This window comes from Aeromonas sp. ASNIH1 (assembly GCF_002934285.1).
Classification (GTDB): Bacteria; Pseudomonadota; Gammaproteobacteria; order Enterobacterales; family Aeromonadaceae; genus Aeromonas; species Aeromonas caviae.
Genome location: NZ_CP026228.1, coordinates 381,110 through 395,400, shown reverse-complemented (window position 1 = coordinate 395,400; position 14,291 = coordinate 381,110). Strand labels below are relative to the sequence as shown.

General features: G+C 61.6%; 14 protein-coding genes. 8 read left to right on the top strand and 6 right to left on the bottom strand.

The window, feature by feature from the left end; translation table 11 throughout:
• Nucleotide 1: 1 nt before the first annotated feature.
• Nucleotides 2-1,039 (top strand): FAD:protein FMN transferase, encoded by a 1,038-nt coding sequence (locus tag C2U37_RS01810; protein ID WP_029313924.1) that lies wholly within the window; start codon nt 2-4, stop codon nt 1,037-1,039.
• Nucleotides 1,040-1,050: 11 nt separating this feature from the next.
• On the top strand, nt 1,051-1,275 hold the full coding sequence (gene nqrM / locus C2U37_RS01805; RefSeq protein WP_010673371.1) for a (Na+)-NQR maturation NqrM: 225 nt from the start codon (nt 1,051-1,053) through the stop codon (nt 1,273-1,275).
• Nucleotides 1,276-1,356: 81 nt separating this feature from the next.
• Here nqrM and C2U37_RS01800 read toward each other — a convergent pair whose 3' ends face one another.
• On the bottom strand, nt 1,357-1,569 hold the full coding sequence (locus C2U37_RS01800) for a hypothetical protein (protein WP_039040708.1): 213 nt from the start codon (nt 1,567-1,569) through the stop codon (nt 1,357-1,359).
• Nucleotides 1,570-1,787: 218 nt separating this feature from the next.
• On the opposite strand from C2U37_RS01800, the gene dinB reads away from it, so the two are divergent.
• The 6 genes from dinB to rlmM all read left to right on the top strand — a co-directional run bounded on the left by dinB (nt 1,788) and on the right by rlmM (nt 8,415).
• Complete coding sequence (gene dinB, locus C2U37_RS01795) at nt 1,788-2,840, top strand: DNA polymerase IV (protein WP_043152491.1); 1,053 nt, start codon at nt 1,788-1,790, stop codon at nt 2,838-2,840.
• A gap of 67 nt (nt 2,841-2,907) precedes the next feature.
• The gene (locus C2U37_RS01790) at nt 2,908-5,043 is read left to right on the top strand and encodes a methyl-accepting chemotaxis protein (protein ID WP_043152488.1); all 2,136 of its coding nucleotides are present in this window, start codon (nt 2,908-2,910) and stop codon (nt 5,041-5,043) included.
• A gap of 286 nt (nt 5,044-5,329) precedes the next feature.
• Nucleotides 5,330-6,250, top strand: coding sequence for a transcriptional regulator GcvA (locus tag C2U37_RS01785; RefSeq protein ID WP_029313926.1), 921 nt, complete (start codon nt 5,330-5,332; stop codon nt 6,248-6,250).
• A gap of 12 nt (nt 6,251-6,262) precedes the next feature.
• The gene (locus C2U37_RS01780) at nt 6,263-6,898 is read left to right on the top strand and encodes an alpha/beta fold hydrolase (protein ID WP_043152486.1); all 636 of its coding nucleotides are present in this window, start codon (nt 6,263-6,265) and stop codon (nt 6,896-6,898) included.
• A gap of 43 nt (nt 6,899-6,941) precedes the next feature.
• Nucleotides 6,942-7,328, top strand: coding sequence for a DUF423 domain-containing protein (locus C2U37_RS01775; RefSeq protein WP_010673377.1), 387 nt, complete (start codon nt 6,942-6,944; stop codon nt 7,326-7,328).
• On the top strand, nt 7,321-8,415 hold the full coding sequence (gene rlmM / locus C2U37_RS01770) for a 23S rRNA (cytidine(2498)-2'-O)-methyltransferase RlmM (RefSeq protein ID WP_010673378.1): 1,095 nt from the start codon (nt 7,321-7,323) through the stop codon (nt 8,413-8,415). Before C2U37_RS01775 ends, rlmM begins: the two co-directional genes overlap by 8 nt.
• Nucleotides 8,416-8,481: 66 nt before the next feature.
• Here the strand turns inward: rlmM and C2U37_RS01765 are convergent, their stop codons facing one another.
• From C2U37_RS01765 to C2U37_RS01745, 5 genes are all read right to left on the bottom strand, one after another.
• The gene (locus C2U37_RS01765) at nt 8,482-8,925 is read right to left on the bottom strand and encodes a hypothetical protein (protein ID WP_010673379.1); all 444 of its coding nucleotides are present in this window, start codon (nt 8,923-8,925) and stop codon (nt 8,482-8,484) included.
• Nucleotides 8,926-9,045: 120 nt separating this feature from the next.
• A complete protein-coding gene (locus C2U37_RS01760; protein WP_010673380.1) occupies nt 9,046-10,053 on the bottom strand; it encodes an isocitrate dehydrogenase in 1,008 nt (335 codons plus the stop codon).
• A gap of 142 nt (nt 10,054-10,195) precedes the next feature.
• Complete coding sequence (xni, locus tag C2U37_RS01755; RefSeq protein WP_042864270.1) at nt 10,196-10,993, bottom strand: flap endonuclease Xni; 798 nt, start codon at nt 10,991-10,993, stop codon at nt 10,196-10,198.
• A gap of 127 nt (nt 10,994-11,120) precedes the next feature.
• Nucleotides 11,121-12,476: a nucleotide 5'-monophosphate nucleosidase PpnN gene (gene ppnN, locus C2U37_RS01750; RefSeq protein WP_010673382.1), complete on the bottom strand. Its 1,356-nt coding sequence runs from the start codon at nt 12,474-12,476 to the stop codon at nt 11,121-11,123.
• Nucleotides 12,477-12,634: 158 nt separating this feature from the next.
• On the bottom strand, nt 12,635-14,236 hold the full coding sequence (locus C2U37_RS01745) for a GGDEF domain-containing protein (protein ID WP_043152479.1): 1,602 nt from the start codon (nt 14,234-14,236) through the stop codon (nt 12,635-12,637).
• Nucleotides 14,237-14,291 lie beyond the last annotated feature (55 nt).

The following is a 14,291-nucleotide window of genomic DNA, read 5'->3' as shown; positions in this document are numbered from 1 at the left end:
CATGCACAGCGTTGTAAAGACCTGGCTAGCCTTCGGGCTAGCCTTTTTCTTGACTGGGTGCGGTCAGGAAACGGTCCAATCGAAGCCGGAGATCCACATCACCGGCAGCACCATGGGTACCTACTACTCCATCAAGGTGGCAGATAGCGCTGTTCAGGATGCCGCCAGGCTGCAAGCCGAGGTCGACGTCTTGCTGGAGCGGGTCAACGATCAGATGTCGACCTATCGCCCGGATTCCGAGCTGTCACGCTTCAACCAGCACAAGAGCAATACCCCTGTGGTGGTTTCCCGCGATACCGCGCGGGTGGTGACCGAGGCCATTCACATTGGCCGCGAGAGCCGCGGGGCGCTGGACGTCACCGTCGGTCCTCTGGTCAATCTGTGGGGCTTTGGGCCGGATGCCAGACCGACCAAGGTGCCGTCCGACGAGCTGATCGCCCAGACCCGGCAGAAGACGGGCCTTGGCAATCTGCATGTGATAACCTCTGCCGATGCCGATACCCTGCAAAAGGACATCCCGGACCTCTACGTGGATCTCTCCGCCATTGCCAAGGGGTTTGGCGTAGACAAGGTGGCCGAGTACCTGGAGTCCCAGGGGGCGCGCAACTATCTGGTGGAGATAGGCGGCGAGCTGCGCATCAACGGTGTCAACGGCAAGGGGCATCCCTGGCGTGTCGCCATCGAGAAGCCGACCGTCAATGCCGGTTCAGTACAGGAGGTGATCCTGCCCGGTGACAACGGGGTGGCCACCTCGGGCGAGTACCGCAACTATTACGAGCTGGACGGCAAGCGCTTCTCCCACACCATGGATCCGCTGACGGGCAAGCCCATCCAGCACCGCCTGGTGTCGGTGACCGTCATCCACCCCTCCTGCATGACTGCAGACGGGTTGGCGACCGTGTTTATGGTCATGGGGCCGGAGAAGAGCCTGGCCTATGCCAAGGAACGGGGGCTGGCCATCTTCACCATCACCAAGACGGATGACGGGTTCGAAGAGGCTTATTCGGATGCCTTCAAACCATATCTGGTCAAGAAGTAAGGGGTAACTACATGCAGATCTTTCTGATCACCTTCGGGGTGTTTCTGATGGTCGTGGTGGCCATGGCCATCGGCTACATTTTCCAGCGCAAGTCCATCTCCGGCTCCTGTGGCGGCCTGGGTTCCATCGGGATCGAGAAGGAGTGCGACTGCCCCGAGCCTTGCGACAACCGCAAGAAGAAGATGGCCAAGGAAGAGGCTCGTCGCAAGATGCTGGTGGACAACCGCATCATCTAACGACGGATATCGCTCTGAAGGCAGCCTTGCAACGAAACGAGCCGACCCCTGGGTCGGCTCGTTATTTTATGTGGCATGGGGTCAGTAGTCATATTGGCTGCATGCCTTTGCCTTGAACTCTTTCTTTCGCTTTGCCAGCTCTTCCCTGGTGCCCAGTTCATCTCCCTGCCTGATGGCGGTTTCCAGTATCTCGATGCGCTTGTACAGCCAGCTGCATTCGGCTGTCGGGTGATCCTTGGCCATGGTCGCTAGCGGCAACAGCAGCAGGCAGAGCCCCGCCCGGATGATGCTCATGCTTCTCCTCCTTGAGTCTCGTGTGGATGTGGCCTTGAGAGTCTATGCCGCCGCGCCCGCGCGCAGACTGGCAGAAATGACAGGCTTGGGGTAGCATGGAACGTTCAACTGGTTATCCATACAGTATTTTTGTCGTTCGACACGCCTCCTCGCCGGATGCCCAGGGTCTATCCCTATGATCTGTTCGGGAGGCTGTCGACACAGCAACAGACACGGCCATGCGCAAGATCATTCACATCGACATGGACTGCTTCTTCGCCGCAGTGGAGATGCGGGACAACCCGGCCCTCAGGGAGGTGCCGCTCGCCATCGGTGGCGCCGCCGACCGACGCGGGGTCATCTCCACCTGCAACTACGTGGCGCGCCGCTTCGGGGTGCGCTCCGCCATGCCGAGCGCCCTGGCCAGAAAGCTCTGTCCGCCATTGGTGCTGATCCCCGGGCGGATGGCCGTCTACAAAGAAACTTCGCGCCAGTTGCGCGCCATCTTCCTGCGCTACACCGAGCAGGTGGAGCCGCTCTCCCTCGATGAAGCCTATCTCGACGTGACCCTGAGTCCCCGCTGCGGTGGCAGCGCCACCCTGATGGCGGCGGAGATCCGTGCCGCCATCAGCGCCGAGCTTGGGTTGACTGCCTCGGCCGGTGTGGCGCCGAACAAGTTTCTGGCCAAGCTCGCCTCCGAGCAGCGCAAGCCTGACGGCCTGTTCGTCATCCGCCCCCAGGAGGTGGACGAGTTCGTGCGCCAGCTCCCCCTTGGCAAGTTGCCCGGCATCGGCCGCAAGACGGCAGAGCGGCTGGAGTCCCTCGGGCTGTATTCGTGCGAAGATGCCCGCCAGCTCGGCAACGAGGAGCTGATCGCCCGTTTCGGCAAGCTCGGGGAGATGCTGGCCGGCCGCATCTGGGGGCATGACGATCAGCCGGTGCAGGCCAGGCGGGTGCGCAAGAGCATCGGAGTAGAGACGACGCTCGCCAGCGACGTGCTGGACGAGGACACCTGCTGGCAGGTGCTCAGCCGGCTCATTCCCGAGCTGGAGCAGCGTTTTGCCAAGGCCTGCCCTGCGGAGATGCTGATGGGGCAGGGGATCAAGCTGAAGTTTGCCGATTTTCACCAGACCACCGTCTACCGCAAGGGGAGTTATCAGGCGGCCCGTTTCCACGATCTGCTGCACGAGGGACTGCAACGGGCTCAAGGAAAGCCCATTCGCCTGCTCGGTCTGGTCGTTGGTTTGCCCGGAGCGGGTGAAATCAATCAATTAAGCCTGGATCTCTGCTGATTTAGTTAAGTTTTTGTATCCAAAACCGATACAGTGTTCACATCTGTAGACGTTAGGAAATAGTGGCATGAGTTCTCTTTCTGTTCAGGGACGGATCACCCTGATCGCCGGTTGCTGTCTGCTGGCCAGTGCCGTCGCGCTGGTGGCTTCTTCTCTTTTCAACGCGGCCCGCATGCAGGAGCAGGTGCTCACCTCCACCACCCTGGAGGGGCAGCACGCGGCAGAAAACTGGATGCAGGCCATGGGGGCGACCCAGGCAGCCCGGGTGACCAGCTACCTCGATGAGGCTTACTTCAGGGCGACCCTGCTTGCCGAGGGCATCTTGTTCCAGCGCAAGAACGCGGCCGACAACTTCGTTCACTCCGAGGCGCTGCGCAATGCCGTCAACCAGCAGTTGCAGGATGCTGCGGAGTCGTCAGCGAACCTGCTCGGTGTCTATGCGGTATTCGAACCCAACCAGCTCGACGGGGAGGATGACAACTATCAGGGGTCGACGGCGCTTGGAGCCAACGACAAGGGGCGTTTTTCCAGCTATTGGGCCAGGGTCGACGGCAAGGTCAGCCTGGAGGTGATGGACGAGGCGATGCTGGCCAACGACAAGCCCTCCGGACACGGCGGCCTTGAGAACGACTGGTACAGTTGCAGCATCCGCAGCAAGGCGCTCTGTCTGCTCGAACCCTATGTGGACGAGGTGGGAACCCAGCAGGTGTTGATGACCTCGGTGACCGTGCCGCTGCTGGACCAGGGCTCCCTGCTTGGCATGGTGGGGGTCGACATCTCCCTGGGGACCCTGCAGAGCCTGGTGGAAGAGATGGGCCGGACCCTCTACAAGGGGCAGGGCAAGGTGCTTCTGCTCAGCAGTGAAGGGCGGGTGGCCGGCGTGGAAGGGTTCCCGGTCGCCCTTGGCAACCGCCTGGCGCAATCGCCGTTGGCGCAGGATCTCGACGGCTGGCTCGCCAAGGGGGACGTGGCCACCCGTTGGAGCCCGGACGGCGCCCTGTTGCAGACCTTCGTGCCGGTCAGCATGCGCCGTACGGATCGCAAGTGGGGCATCTATATCGAGCTGCCCCGTGCCGTGGTGCTCGCCTCGGCCCTGCAACTGCAAGGGGAGCTTGAGGATCAGGCCCAGCGCAGCGTGGCCACCCAGCTCACCATAGGTGGCGGGATTTCGGCGCTCGCCCTGCTCTGCATCTGGCTGATGGCCCAGCGCATCGTGGCGCCCATCCGCGCCGTGGTGGCACGCCTCAAGGACATCGCCAGCGGGGAGGGGGATCTCACCCAGCGCATCGATCTGCGCAGGGATGACGAGATAGGCGAGCTGGCCAAGTGGTTCAACAAGTTTCTGGACAAGCTGCAATCCACCATCAGCCAGGTGATCGACACCGTTGCGGGCACTCGGGCCAGTGCGGCCCTGGCGGCGCAAGGGGCAGCCCGTACCAGCGCCGGCATGCAGTCCCAGTATCAGGAGGTGGATCTGGTGGCGACCGCGTTTGAAGAGTTGAGCGCTACCGCCCTGCAGGTCGCTGGCAATGCCAATGCGGCGGTGGCGGCGGCCGATGAGGCCGACACGGCGGCCCAGGAGGGCAAGTCCGTGGTGGCGCAGACCCAGGAGGCCATGTCCAGACTGATGACGGTGATAAGCGATGCCAAACCAGTGGTGGAGCACCTCTCCGCCAACAGCGACAACATCAACGACATCCTGGTGGTGATCCAGGGGATCGCCGAGCAGACCAACCTGCTGGCCCTGAACGCGGCCATCGAGGCGGCCCGAGCCGGTGAGCAGGGGCGCGGTTTTGCGGTGGTCGCCGACGAGGTGCGCAACCTGGCGGGCCGAACCCAGAACGCCATCGTCGAGATCCAGAACCTCATCGGCCAGTTGCAGTCGGGGACGGAGGCGGTGGTGAAAGCGATCCTGACCGGCCATCACCAGGCGGATCTGACCCTCACCAAGGTGGAGCAGTCGGTCAGCGTGCTGGAGCAGATCATCCAGGCGGTCGGCACCATCCACCAGATGAATGAGCAGATCGCGAGGGCCGCGCAGGAGCAGAGCGGCGTGGCGGACGAGATCAATCGCAACGTCAGCAACATTCGCGATGTGAGCCATACCATTCGGGCGGAAGCGGCGACCTCCGCTGACAACGGGCGCGAGCTGTCGCAACTGGCGGACAAGCAGCAGCAACTGGTGGGCCAGTTCCGGGTGTAGGGGAGGATAAGAAAAAAGGCGCCATCCAACCGGAGGCGCCAAACACATTCAGATGACAGACTGGGTTAAATCGACCTGATTTAGCCCTTCTTCCCGCAGAGGAAGAAACACAACACCACAATCACTGTCGACTCACTCACAAAAACCACATGTAAACCAACATGGAAGAGAAGGTGTGAGCCATATGACAACGAATTGCGTGGCGAATTATGTTTATTCACTGGTCGACCCGCAACCGACAATTTATAATGCGCCCCATTAGAAAAATTCATCGTCGGCCGATTCCATGTCTCGTCGTTTACCTCCGCTCAATGCACTGAAAGCGTTTGAAGCCGCGGCTCGTCACTTGAGCTTTACCCGCGCAGCAGAAGAGCTGTTCGTGACCCAGGCAGCCATCAGCCACCAGATCAAGGCGCTGGAGGAGTATCTCGGCATCAAGCTGTTTCGCCGCAAGAATCGCTCCCTGCTACTGACCGAGGAGGGGCAGAGCTACTTCCTCGATATCAAGGACATCTTTGCCTCCATCTCCGAGGCGACTGACAAGCTGCTGGCCCGCAGCGCCAAGGGGGCGCTCACCGTCTCCCTGCAGCCGAGCTTCGCCATCCAGTGGCTGGTGCCCCGCCTGGTCAAGTTCAGCGAACGCCACCCGGACATCGATGTGCGGATCAAGGCGGTGGACATGGACGAGGGCTCCCTCACCGACGACGTGGACGTGGCCATCTACTACGGCCGCGGCAACTGGCCGGGGCTGCGCTCGGACAAGCTGCACACCGAGTACCTGATCCCGGTCTGCTCCCCCCTGCTGCTGACCGGCCCCAAGCCCCTGCGCACCCCGGACGATCTGACCCGTCACACCCTGCTGCACGACACCTCCCGGCGCGACTGGAAGGCCTGGTTCCGCCAGCTCGATATCGACGCGCCCAATGTCAATCAGGGGCCCATCTTCAGCCACTCCACCATGGTGATCCAGGCGGCGATCCACGGTCAGGGGGTGGCGCTCGGCCACAGCGTGCTGGCCCAGCCGGAGATCGAGGCGGGGCGTCTCATCTGCCCGTTCGAGCAGGTGCTGGTGAGCAAGAACGCTTTCTATCTGGTGTGTCAGGAGCAGCAGTCCGATCAGGGCAAGATAGTGGCTTTTCGCGACTGGATGCTGGAACTGGTGGAGCAGGAAGAGGCCCGCAGGCGTGCCCGCCTTGCCGATGCCTGAGGAGTTGACCTGGTGACTGACCTGACAAGAGAGGGGGCGAGTGACGCCCCCGTTCGCATTCTGCTGGCCCACGGCGCGGGGGCGGGCATGGAGCACAGCTTCCTGGCCGAGTTGTCGCGACTGCTGGCGGGGCCGGAGATCGAGGTGGTGCGCTTCAACTTCCCCTACATGACCAAACGGGCTCAGGACGGCAAACGCAGGCCGCCGGACAGACAACCCGTGCTGCTCGCCCACTGGCGCGAGATGGTGCGTCAGTTTGCCCATCCCCGGCTGTTTCTGGCGGGCAAGTCCATGGGGGGAAGGATGGCGGCCGAGCTGTTTTGCGAGGGGGGCGACGAGATGGATGCTGCAGGATTGATCGTTCTCGGGTATCCTTTCCACCCCCCGGCCAAGCCCGACGCATGGCGGGGCGAGGTGCTCAAGCTGATCACGACGCCCACGCTGCTGCTGCAGGGGGAGCGCGATACCTTCGGTTCCCGCGCCGAGCTGGCCGATTTCCCCTTCTCACCCGCCGTATCGGTCCACTGGCTGACCGACGGGGATCATGGTTTCAAACCGAGAAAGGCGAGCGGCATGAGCGAGCAGGAGAACCTGCGACTGGCTGCGGAGCGGATCAAGGATTTTATCGCGGCGGTGGGCCGCTCCTGACCATCTCGAGCGGGTCGAGAGAAGAAGCGTGCAAGGAGAGAAGATGCAGATCCAACGACATTGGCTGGTGCTGGCGGGCTTCTTCGGCCTGACGGCCACCATGCTCGGGGCCTACGGCGCTCACGGGCTGGCGGCGACCGGCATTGCTCCTTCGTTGCTGGCGGCGTTCAACACCGCCGTGCAATACCAGTTTTTCCACGCCCTGGCCCTGCTGGTGCTGGGGCTGTGCGGCGTGCGCGGCAAGGTGATCACCTTCGCGGGCGCCGTCTTTGTGCTGGGGATCCTGGGATTCTCCGGCAGTATTTACGCCATGGTGCTGCTTGGCAGCAAGGGGCTGGGGCTCATCACCCCGGCCGGTGGCCTCTGTTTTATGTTGGGATGGGCGGCTCTGATGTGGGCCGGCTGTCGTCTTGGAGGAAAGAATGAATAATCTGCTGCTTTATTGCCGCCCGGGTTTTGAGAAAGAGGCGGCGGCAGAGATCACCGAGCGTGCCGGCAACATGCAGTGCTACGGCTTTGCCCGGGTCAAGGACGACAGCGGCTATGTGATCTTCGAGTTGTATGACGAGGAGCAGGCCGATCTGCTGGCGCGCAAGCTGCCGTTCCGCGAGCTTATCTTCATTCGCCAGATGCTGGTGGTGACCCACGAGCTGAAAGATCTGGAAATAAGCGATCGGGTCTCTCCCATCTTGGAGGCGGCGAGCGGTTACGCCATTTGCGGGGATCTTCGGGTGGAGACGGCCGATACCAACGAGGCGAAGGAGCTCTCCGCCTTTTGCCGCAAGTTCACCGTGCCGCTTCGCCAGGCGCTGCGCAGCAACGAGATCCTGACCAAGAAGGAGACCCCGAACCGTCCCGTGTTCCACGCCTTCTTCCTGGCCAATGACCACCTGATGCTGGGGTACTCCTACTCCTTCAACAACTCTGCCTTCCACATGGGGATCCCGCGCCTGCGATTCCCGGCCGATGCCCCGAGCCGCTCCAGCCTCAAGCTGGAAGAGGCGTTCTACGTCTTCGTGCCGAAGGAAGAGTGGGACTTGCGCCTGTGCTCCGGCCTGAAGGCCGTGGATCTTGGCGCCTGCCCGGGTGGCTGGACCTATCAGCTGGTGCGTCGTGGCATGATGGTGACGGCGGTGGACAACGGCATGATGGCCCAATCCCTGATGGACACAGGCCAGGTGAAGCACATCCGTGACGATGGTTTCGTGTGGCGGCCGAGCAAGAAGAATACCTACTGGCTGGTGTGCGACATGGTGGACAAGCCGGCGCGAGTGACCCACATGGTGGCCGACTGGTTCAGGGAGAACGACTGTCAGGAAGCCATGTTCAACCTCAAGCTGCCGATGAAGAAGCGCTACGCCGAGGCGGTGCACAACATCGAGGTGCTGCGCGGACTGCTGGCAGAGATCGATGGCGGTTTCATCATTCAGGCCAAACAGCTCTATCACGATCGCGAAGAGATCACGGTGCACGTCTACAACAAGTTCTGGGTCTCCAAGCTGTCCCCCAAGTCCTGAAGCAGCATCGGGAACAGGGCATGAAAAAACCGGACGGTGACGTCCGGTTTTTTTGTGTCTGGGTCATCAGAAGCGGTAGTCCAGACGCATCATGGACTCGTCGTCGGTGATCTTCAGCTCAATTTGCAGGGGAATGGTCTTGTCACTGGGGTTGAACTGCATCTTGACGCCATCCCCGCGAAGCTTGACCGAGGTGTTGATGCCGCCAGCGTTGAACTTGATCCTGGGCTTTTGCTTTTCGAAGGAGAGGCTGACGCTCTTCTCTGCCGTGAGGTTCAGCTTCTGATAGGGGGTGATCTGCCGATTACCGTTGCTGTCGGTGGTGATATCCACCCCCAGAGAGAGCGGCTTGGGCTGTTTGAGCAGATCGTTGGTATCCAGGGTGGATTGCCAGGTCTGCTTGGCTGGCGCCTCGTGCTGGGGAGGCGGCGTCAACCAGGCATTGTCGACTGGCCTGTCTAATGCCGTGGCACTGCTGCTGACAATCAGCAAGATGAAAGTAGCACGCATGGTGGATCTCCTTATCCCTCATATCAACATAGTATTCATCTGGCGAGGGAGGTAGGGAGGCGTTGGCATAAAACAAAGGGAGCCGAAGCTCCCTTTTAAAATCATATGGTTGGATTCTATTTATAGACGGTCGATGATGGCCTGGGTGAATTCGCTGGTGGACGCTGTGCCCCCCAGGTCACGGGTCACCCGATCACCGGACTCGATGGTCGCCCGCACGGCCTCGCGAATGCGCTCCGCTTTGTCCTGCATGCCGAGATACTCCAGCATCTGGATGGAGGCGAGGATCACCGAGGTGGGGTTGGCGATGTTCTTGCCGGCGATGTCCGGCGCAGAGCCGTGTACCGCTTCGAAGATGGCGGCCCCTTCACCGATGTTGGCGCCCGGCGCCATGCCCAGCCCCCCCACCAGACCGGCACAGAGATCCGAGAGAATGTCGCCGAACAGGTTGGTGGTGACCATCACATCGAAGCGTTCCGGGTACATCACCAGGTTCATGCAGGCGGCGTCGACGATCATCTCCTCGTTCTGGATGTCCGGGTAGCGGGCCGCGACCTGACGGGCCACTTCCAGGAACAGGCCGGAGGTGGACTTGAGGATGTTGGCCTTGTGGATGATGGTGACCTTCTTGCGTCCTTCCTGGCGCGCCAGCTCGAAGGCGAAGGTGACGATGCGCTCGGCCCCTTCCCGAGTGATGATGCTCATCGCCTCGGCGCTCTGGTTGTCATCGCTGCGCTTCTGGCCGGCACCGGAGTACATGCCTTCGGTGTTCTCGCGCACCGTGATGATGTCGATGTTGTCGTAACGGCTCTTGGTGCCCTTGAAGGAGAGGACGGGGCGCACGTTGGCGTAGAGATTGAACTTCTTGCGCAGGGAGACGTTGATGGAGGTGAAGCCGCCGCCGACCGGAGTGGTGAGCGGGCCTTTCAGGCTGACCTTGTTCTTCTCGATCAGGTCGAGGGTGGCCTGGGGCAGCAGCTCGCCATGTTTTTCCAGGGCTACCAGACCGGCGTCTGCGTATTCGTAGTCGAAGTCACAACCCGCGTGGGTCAGGATCTGGATGGCGGATTCGATGATGCTGGGGCCGATGCCGTCGCCCGGGATGACGGTAATCTTTCTTTTTGACATGAGGCGTATCCACTTCTAGGGAACAGAGGGGGAGGATTCGTCGGCTTTATACCATTTTTGCACCACATCCTCCATGTTTCTTTACATTTTACCCATTTATGTCAACAGGTACGGCCTGTCTTGGGAAATGGTGTGCTGGGGATCACGCCCCGGCATCAGGGATGGGAGGGTAGCGGATCTCCCGCAGGTTGAACCCGAGCGGGATATCGTGCTGCAGCCGGACCAGGCGTTGGGCCAGCAGGGCCTCTTCCCGGTGCTGGCGCAGCTTGAGCAGGGGTCTGGTGGCCTCCTCCCGCTCACAGGCCTCCAGCATGGCAGCCAGGTCCCCGTATTGCTGCAGCAACTGGGTGGCGGTCTTGGGGCCAATGCCGGGCACCCCCTTGATGTTGGAGCCGCTGATACCGGTCAGGGCCCAGAAGTCCACAAGCTGGGTCGGTGTAACGCCGTACTGCTGCTGGACGAAGGCGGCATCCAGCCAGCGTTTGTTGAAGTAATCCCGCACCCGGATCTGCGGGCAGATGAGCTGGCAGAACCCCTTGTCGGTGGAGATGATGGTGGCGCTGGCGCCGTGCTGGGCAATGCCGCTTGCCAGGGTGGCGATGAGATCGTCCGCCTCGTCGGTCTGGGAGAGCAGGGCATCCACACCGCACTCCCAGAAGGCGTCCTGCAGGTCGGCAAGCCCTTCTCTCAGCTCATCCGGCATGGGGGTGCGGCCCTCCTTGTAGGGGGGATAGAGCGTCTTGCGCCAGCTGTGGACCTCACCGTCAAAGACCGCGATGGCGTGGGTCGGCTCGCTGGCCGCCAGGAGCTTCTTGCAGGTGTTGATGAGGTTGGCACGGGTGGCGAGCAGGGCCTGAGCCGGGGTCAGTCCCTGCTGGCTCTGCACCGCGTGCAGTCGGCGGATGAGGTTGAGGGCATCGATGATGAGCAGGTGTGGCATGGGGCACTCCGGGCGTCGGGGATTGCCATTGTAACAATGGTGGCGTCTCCTGCTAACCCCGTAGAAGACCAGTCAATGAAAGAGGGGCCCATGGGCCCCTCCGGTGCGGTGCATTGTGATGTCCCGACTATTTGACTATCTCGTAGCAGGGAACGTACTGGCTGCCCGGCAGCTTCATGCGCTGCTGCTTGACGAAGCTTTCCAGCAATCTGTCCATCAGGTGCATCAGCTCCTTGTCGCCGTGCAGCTTGAAGGGACCCTTCTTCTCGATGGCCCTGATGCCCCCTTCCTTGACGTTGCCTGCGACGATGCCTGAGAAGGCGCGGCGCAGGTTGGCTGCCAGCAGCTGGGGTGGCTGGTTGCGATGCAGATCCAGGCTGGCCATGCTGGCGTGATCCGGCTCGAACGGCAGCTGGAACTCGGGCTCGATCCGCAGGGACCAGTTGAAGGAGTAGGCATCTCCCACCGACTTGCGGTATTCGCGGATCTTCGGCATCGCCTCCTTCATCACGCGGGCCACCTCGGGCGCATCGCCGATGATGATCCGGTAGAGACTGGTGGCGGCTTCCCCCAGGGTCGCCTTGACGAAGTCGTCGATGGCGCGGAAGTAGTCGGCGCTCTCTTTCGGGCCGGTCAGCACGATGGGGATGGGTTGGCGATCGTTGGCCGGGTGCATCATGATGCCGAGCAGGTAGAGCAGCTCCTCGGCAGTGCCGACCCCGCCCGGGAAGATGATGATGCCGTGACCCAGACGCACGAAGGCTTCCAGCCGCTTCTCGATGTCCGGCAGGATCACCAGCTCGTTGACGATGGGGTTCGGCGGTTCGGCGGCGATGATGGAAGGCTCGGTGAGACCGATGTAACGGCCGTTGCGCACCCGCTGCTTGGCGTGGCCGACGGCGGCCCCCTTCATGGGGCCCTCCATGGCACCCGGACCGCAGCCGGTACAGATGTTGAGCTCGCGCAGACCCAGCTCGCTACCCACCGCCCGGGTGTACTGGTATTCCACCTCGTTGATGGAGTGGCCGCCCCAGCAGACCACCAGGTTGGGATCGGCGCCGGGCAGGATCGCCTTGGCGTTGCGCAGGATGGCGAACACCACATTGGAGATATGGGTGGAGCTGGTCAGGTTGACCAGACGATTGGACTCGAGCTGGGTCGACACATAGAGAATGTCCCGCAGCACGGAGAACAGGTGCTCCTGGATGCCGCGGATGATCTCGCCGTCGACGAAGGCGTGCTCGGGGGCGTTGAACAGCTCGAGCTTGACCCCGCGCTCGCGCCGGATCACGTGAATATCGAAGGATTTGAAACGTTCCAGTATCTCTTTGGAACTGTCGGTATGGCTGCCGGAGTTGAGGACCGCCAGCGAGCAGTTGCGAAACAGTTGATAGATATCGCTGGAGGCCGTCTGCTTGAGGCGATCCACCTCGAGCTGGGACAGCAGGTCCATGCTGCCCACGGGATTGATGTGTGTAATCATAATTTCCCCTTTCACTCGCTTGTTATCGTTGTGCTTTCCCTGGGGAGAAAACGGGATGCTTTGGCATCCCTCGGGTTCGATAGTAGAGGCAAGGGGGTGGGCAGGGGAATAGGGGGACTGTGCGTTTGCCGCTTTTTTAGCCGCCCCTCAAAGCGGATTCAGGCGAGATTGACCTGATCCCGGCCGGAGTGCTTGGAACTGTAAAGCGCCTTGTCGGCGCGCTCGAACGCATCCGTGGTATGGTCGCCGGTCCGAAACAGGGTGGCACCGATGGAGATGGTGATCTCGACCCTGGCATCGCGAAAGCGGAACGGGATGCTCTTGATGGTCTGACGCAGGTTCTCCAGCGGCTTCTGGTACTTGTCCGGATTGATGTTCGGCAGCAGGACCACGAACTCCTCACCGCCAAAGCGGGCGATGAAGTCGGTGTCGCGCAAGGCGTTCTGCAGGGCCTTGGCAACCACCTTCAATGCCTTGTCGCCGGCCATGTGGCCGTAATTGTCATTGATGTGCTTGAAGTGGTCGATGTCGATGATGGCCAGGCACAGGGGGGTGCCATAGCGTAGCCAGCGTTTGTATTCGAGCTCGAGCCGCTCGTCCAGGGCCGCCCGGTTGTGTACCTGGGTCAGGCTGTCGAGGAAGAGCTTGTGTTTCTGGATGCTGAGCCGCTTCTTGTACTCGGCGGTCTCGTCCTTCATCAACCTGAGCTTGGCTTCCATGTTGGAGAGGTGGGTGAGCAGGTGGCGCTCGCGGTTGGCCATCTCCTCCCGCTCCTGCTGCAGCCGGCGGATGGTGTCCAGATGCCCAGAAATGGCGCCCCTGAGTATCTGTGGCGAGTCATGGGCTGCCATGGCGCGATCGATGGCGGCGAGTTCCCGCTCCAGCGCCTGTCCGCTGAGATGGGCGGCATTTTGCAGCGCCCGCCCTTCATCCAGGGATTCGGTAAAGCTGTAATGGACCGAGGAGAGACTCTCGTTCAGGGTGCTGAGAAACGCCTGGGAGGCTTTGCGCTCTTCCCGGGTACCCTCGATGATGAGTTCGATGATCTGCAGGCAGACTTCGGCCAGCAGGGCAGGGGTGATGCCCCCGAGCAACTGGCGGCGGATGTCTGCGAGGCTCTCGCCCACGGCGCCGGCAAAGTCGAGCTCGGTGATGAGACGCTGCAACTCGTCTGAAATCTGGGCATGTGCCTTGATGTCAAAGGAGTCGGTAGGGGCCGGGCTGGAGAGCTCGGTGGGGATCTCCGCCGAAGGGGGGATCAGCGGCTTGCGCGGCAGCAGCTGGATCTTGATCGCCTGCTGGTAGAACTCCAGCAGCCGGATCACCTTCTTCTGGTGATCGCCGATGCCGTAACTCTCCGGGCTGGCGAGAAACTCCTTGAGGGCGCGGCGGGTATCTTCCGGAAACCCCTTGATGGTTTTGAGCTGTTTGCTGCCGAGATCGATGGCTGCCCGGGTCAGGCTGATGGACTCTTCCATGGTGTGGCTGTGCTGCTGCAACAGCTTCTCGATGGCGATCAGATCGGCATCGATGGAGGTGAGCGGAGGGTTGCCTTCAAGTTTCTGCTTGAGCTTGGCGAGCCGGTTGTCGAGCTCGCGATCGTGGCCGCGACAGGCTTGCATCAACTTGCCGATGAACTGGATACTGCGGGTGCGTTCGGCATCGGAGAAGCTCGCCATGCCGTCAAGCTCCTGCTGTTTCTGCTGGAGGGATTCCCTGAGTCTTGCCAGTTGTCCTGTTACGGCAGCCATATCATTCATTCTTCAGGTCGCCCTGTTGTCATTATCGTTTTTGTTTCGTCCAGCAACAGAAAGC

What these genes read in the sequence shown, in the direction of transcription:
- C2U37_RS01810 (WP_029313924.1), top strand. Translation starts at nt 2, where the DNA reads ATGCACAGCGTTGTAAAGACCTGGCTAGCCTTCGGGCTAGCCTTTTTC.
- nqrM (WP_010673371.1), top strand. Translation starts at nt 1,051, where the DNA reads ATGCAGATCTTTCTGATCACCTTCGGGGTGTTTCTGATGGTCGTGGTG.
- C2U37_RS01800 (WP_039040708.1), bottom strand. Translation starts at nt 1,569, where the DNA reads ATGAGCATCATCCGGGCGGGGCTCTGCCTGCTGCTGTTGCCGCTAGCG.
- dinB (WP_043152491.1), top strand. Translation starts at nt 1,788, where the DNA reads ATGCGCAAGATCATTCACATCGACATGGACTGCTTCTTCGCCGCAGTG.
- C2U37_RS01790 (WP_043152488.1), top strand. Translation starts at nt 2,908, where the DNA reads ATGAGTTCTCTTTCTGTTCAGGGACGGATCACCCTGATCGCCGGTTGC.
- C2U37_RS01785 (WP_029313926.1), top strand. Translation starts at nt 5,330, where the DNA reads ATGTCTCGTCGTTTACCTCCGCTCAATGCACTGAAAGCGTTTGAAGCC.
- C2U37_RS01775 (WP_010673377.1), top strand. Translation starts at nt 6,942, where the DNA reads ATGCAGATCCAACGACATTGGCTGGTGCTGGCGGGCTTCTTCGGCCTG.
- rlmM (WP_010673378.1), top strand. Translation starts at nt 7,321, where the DNA reads ATGAATAATCTGCTGCTTTATTGCCGCCCGGGTTTTGAGAAAGAGGCG.
- C2U37_RS01765 (WP_010673379.1), bottom strand. Translation starts at nt 8,925, where the DNA reads ATGCGTGCTACTTTCATCTTGCTGATTGTCAGCAGCAGTGCCACGGCA.
- C2U37_RS01760 (WP_010673380.1), bottom strand. Translation starts at nt 10,053, where the DNA reads ATGTCAAAAAGAAAGATTACCGTCATCCCGGGCGACGGCATCGGCCCC.
- xni (WP_042864270.1), bottom strand. Translation starts at nt 10,993, where the DNA reads ATGCCACACCTGCTCATCATCGATGCCCTCAACCTCATCCGCCGACTG.
- ppnN (WP_010673382.1), bottom strand. Translation starts at nt 12,476, where the DNA reads ATGATTACACACATCAATCCCGTGGGCAGCATGGACCTGCTGTCCCAG.
- C2U37_RS01745 (WP_043152479.1), bottom strand. Translation starts at nt 14,236, where the DNA reads ATGAATGATATGGCTGCCGTAACAGGACAACTGGCAAGACTCAGGGAA.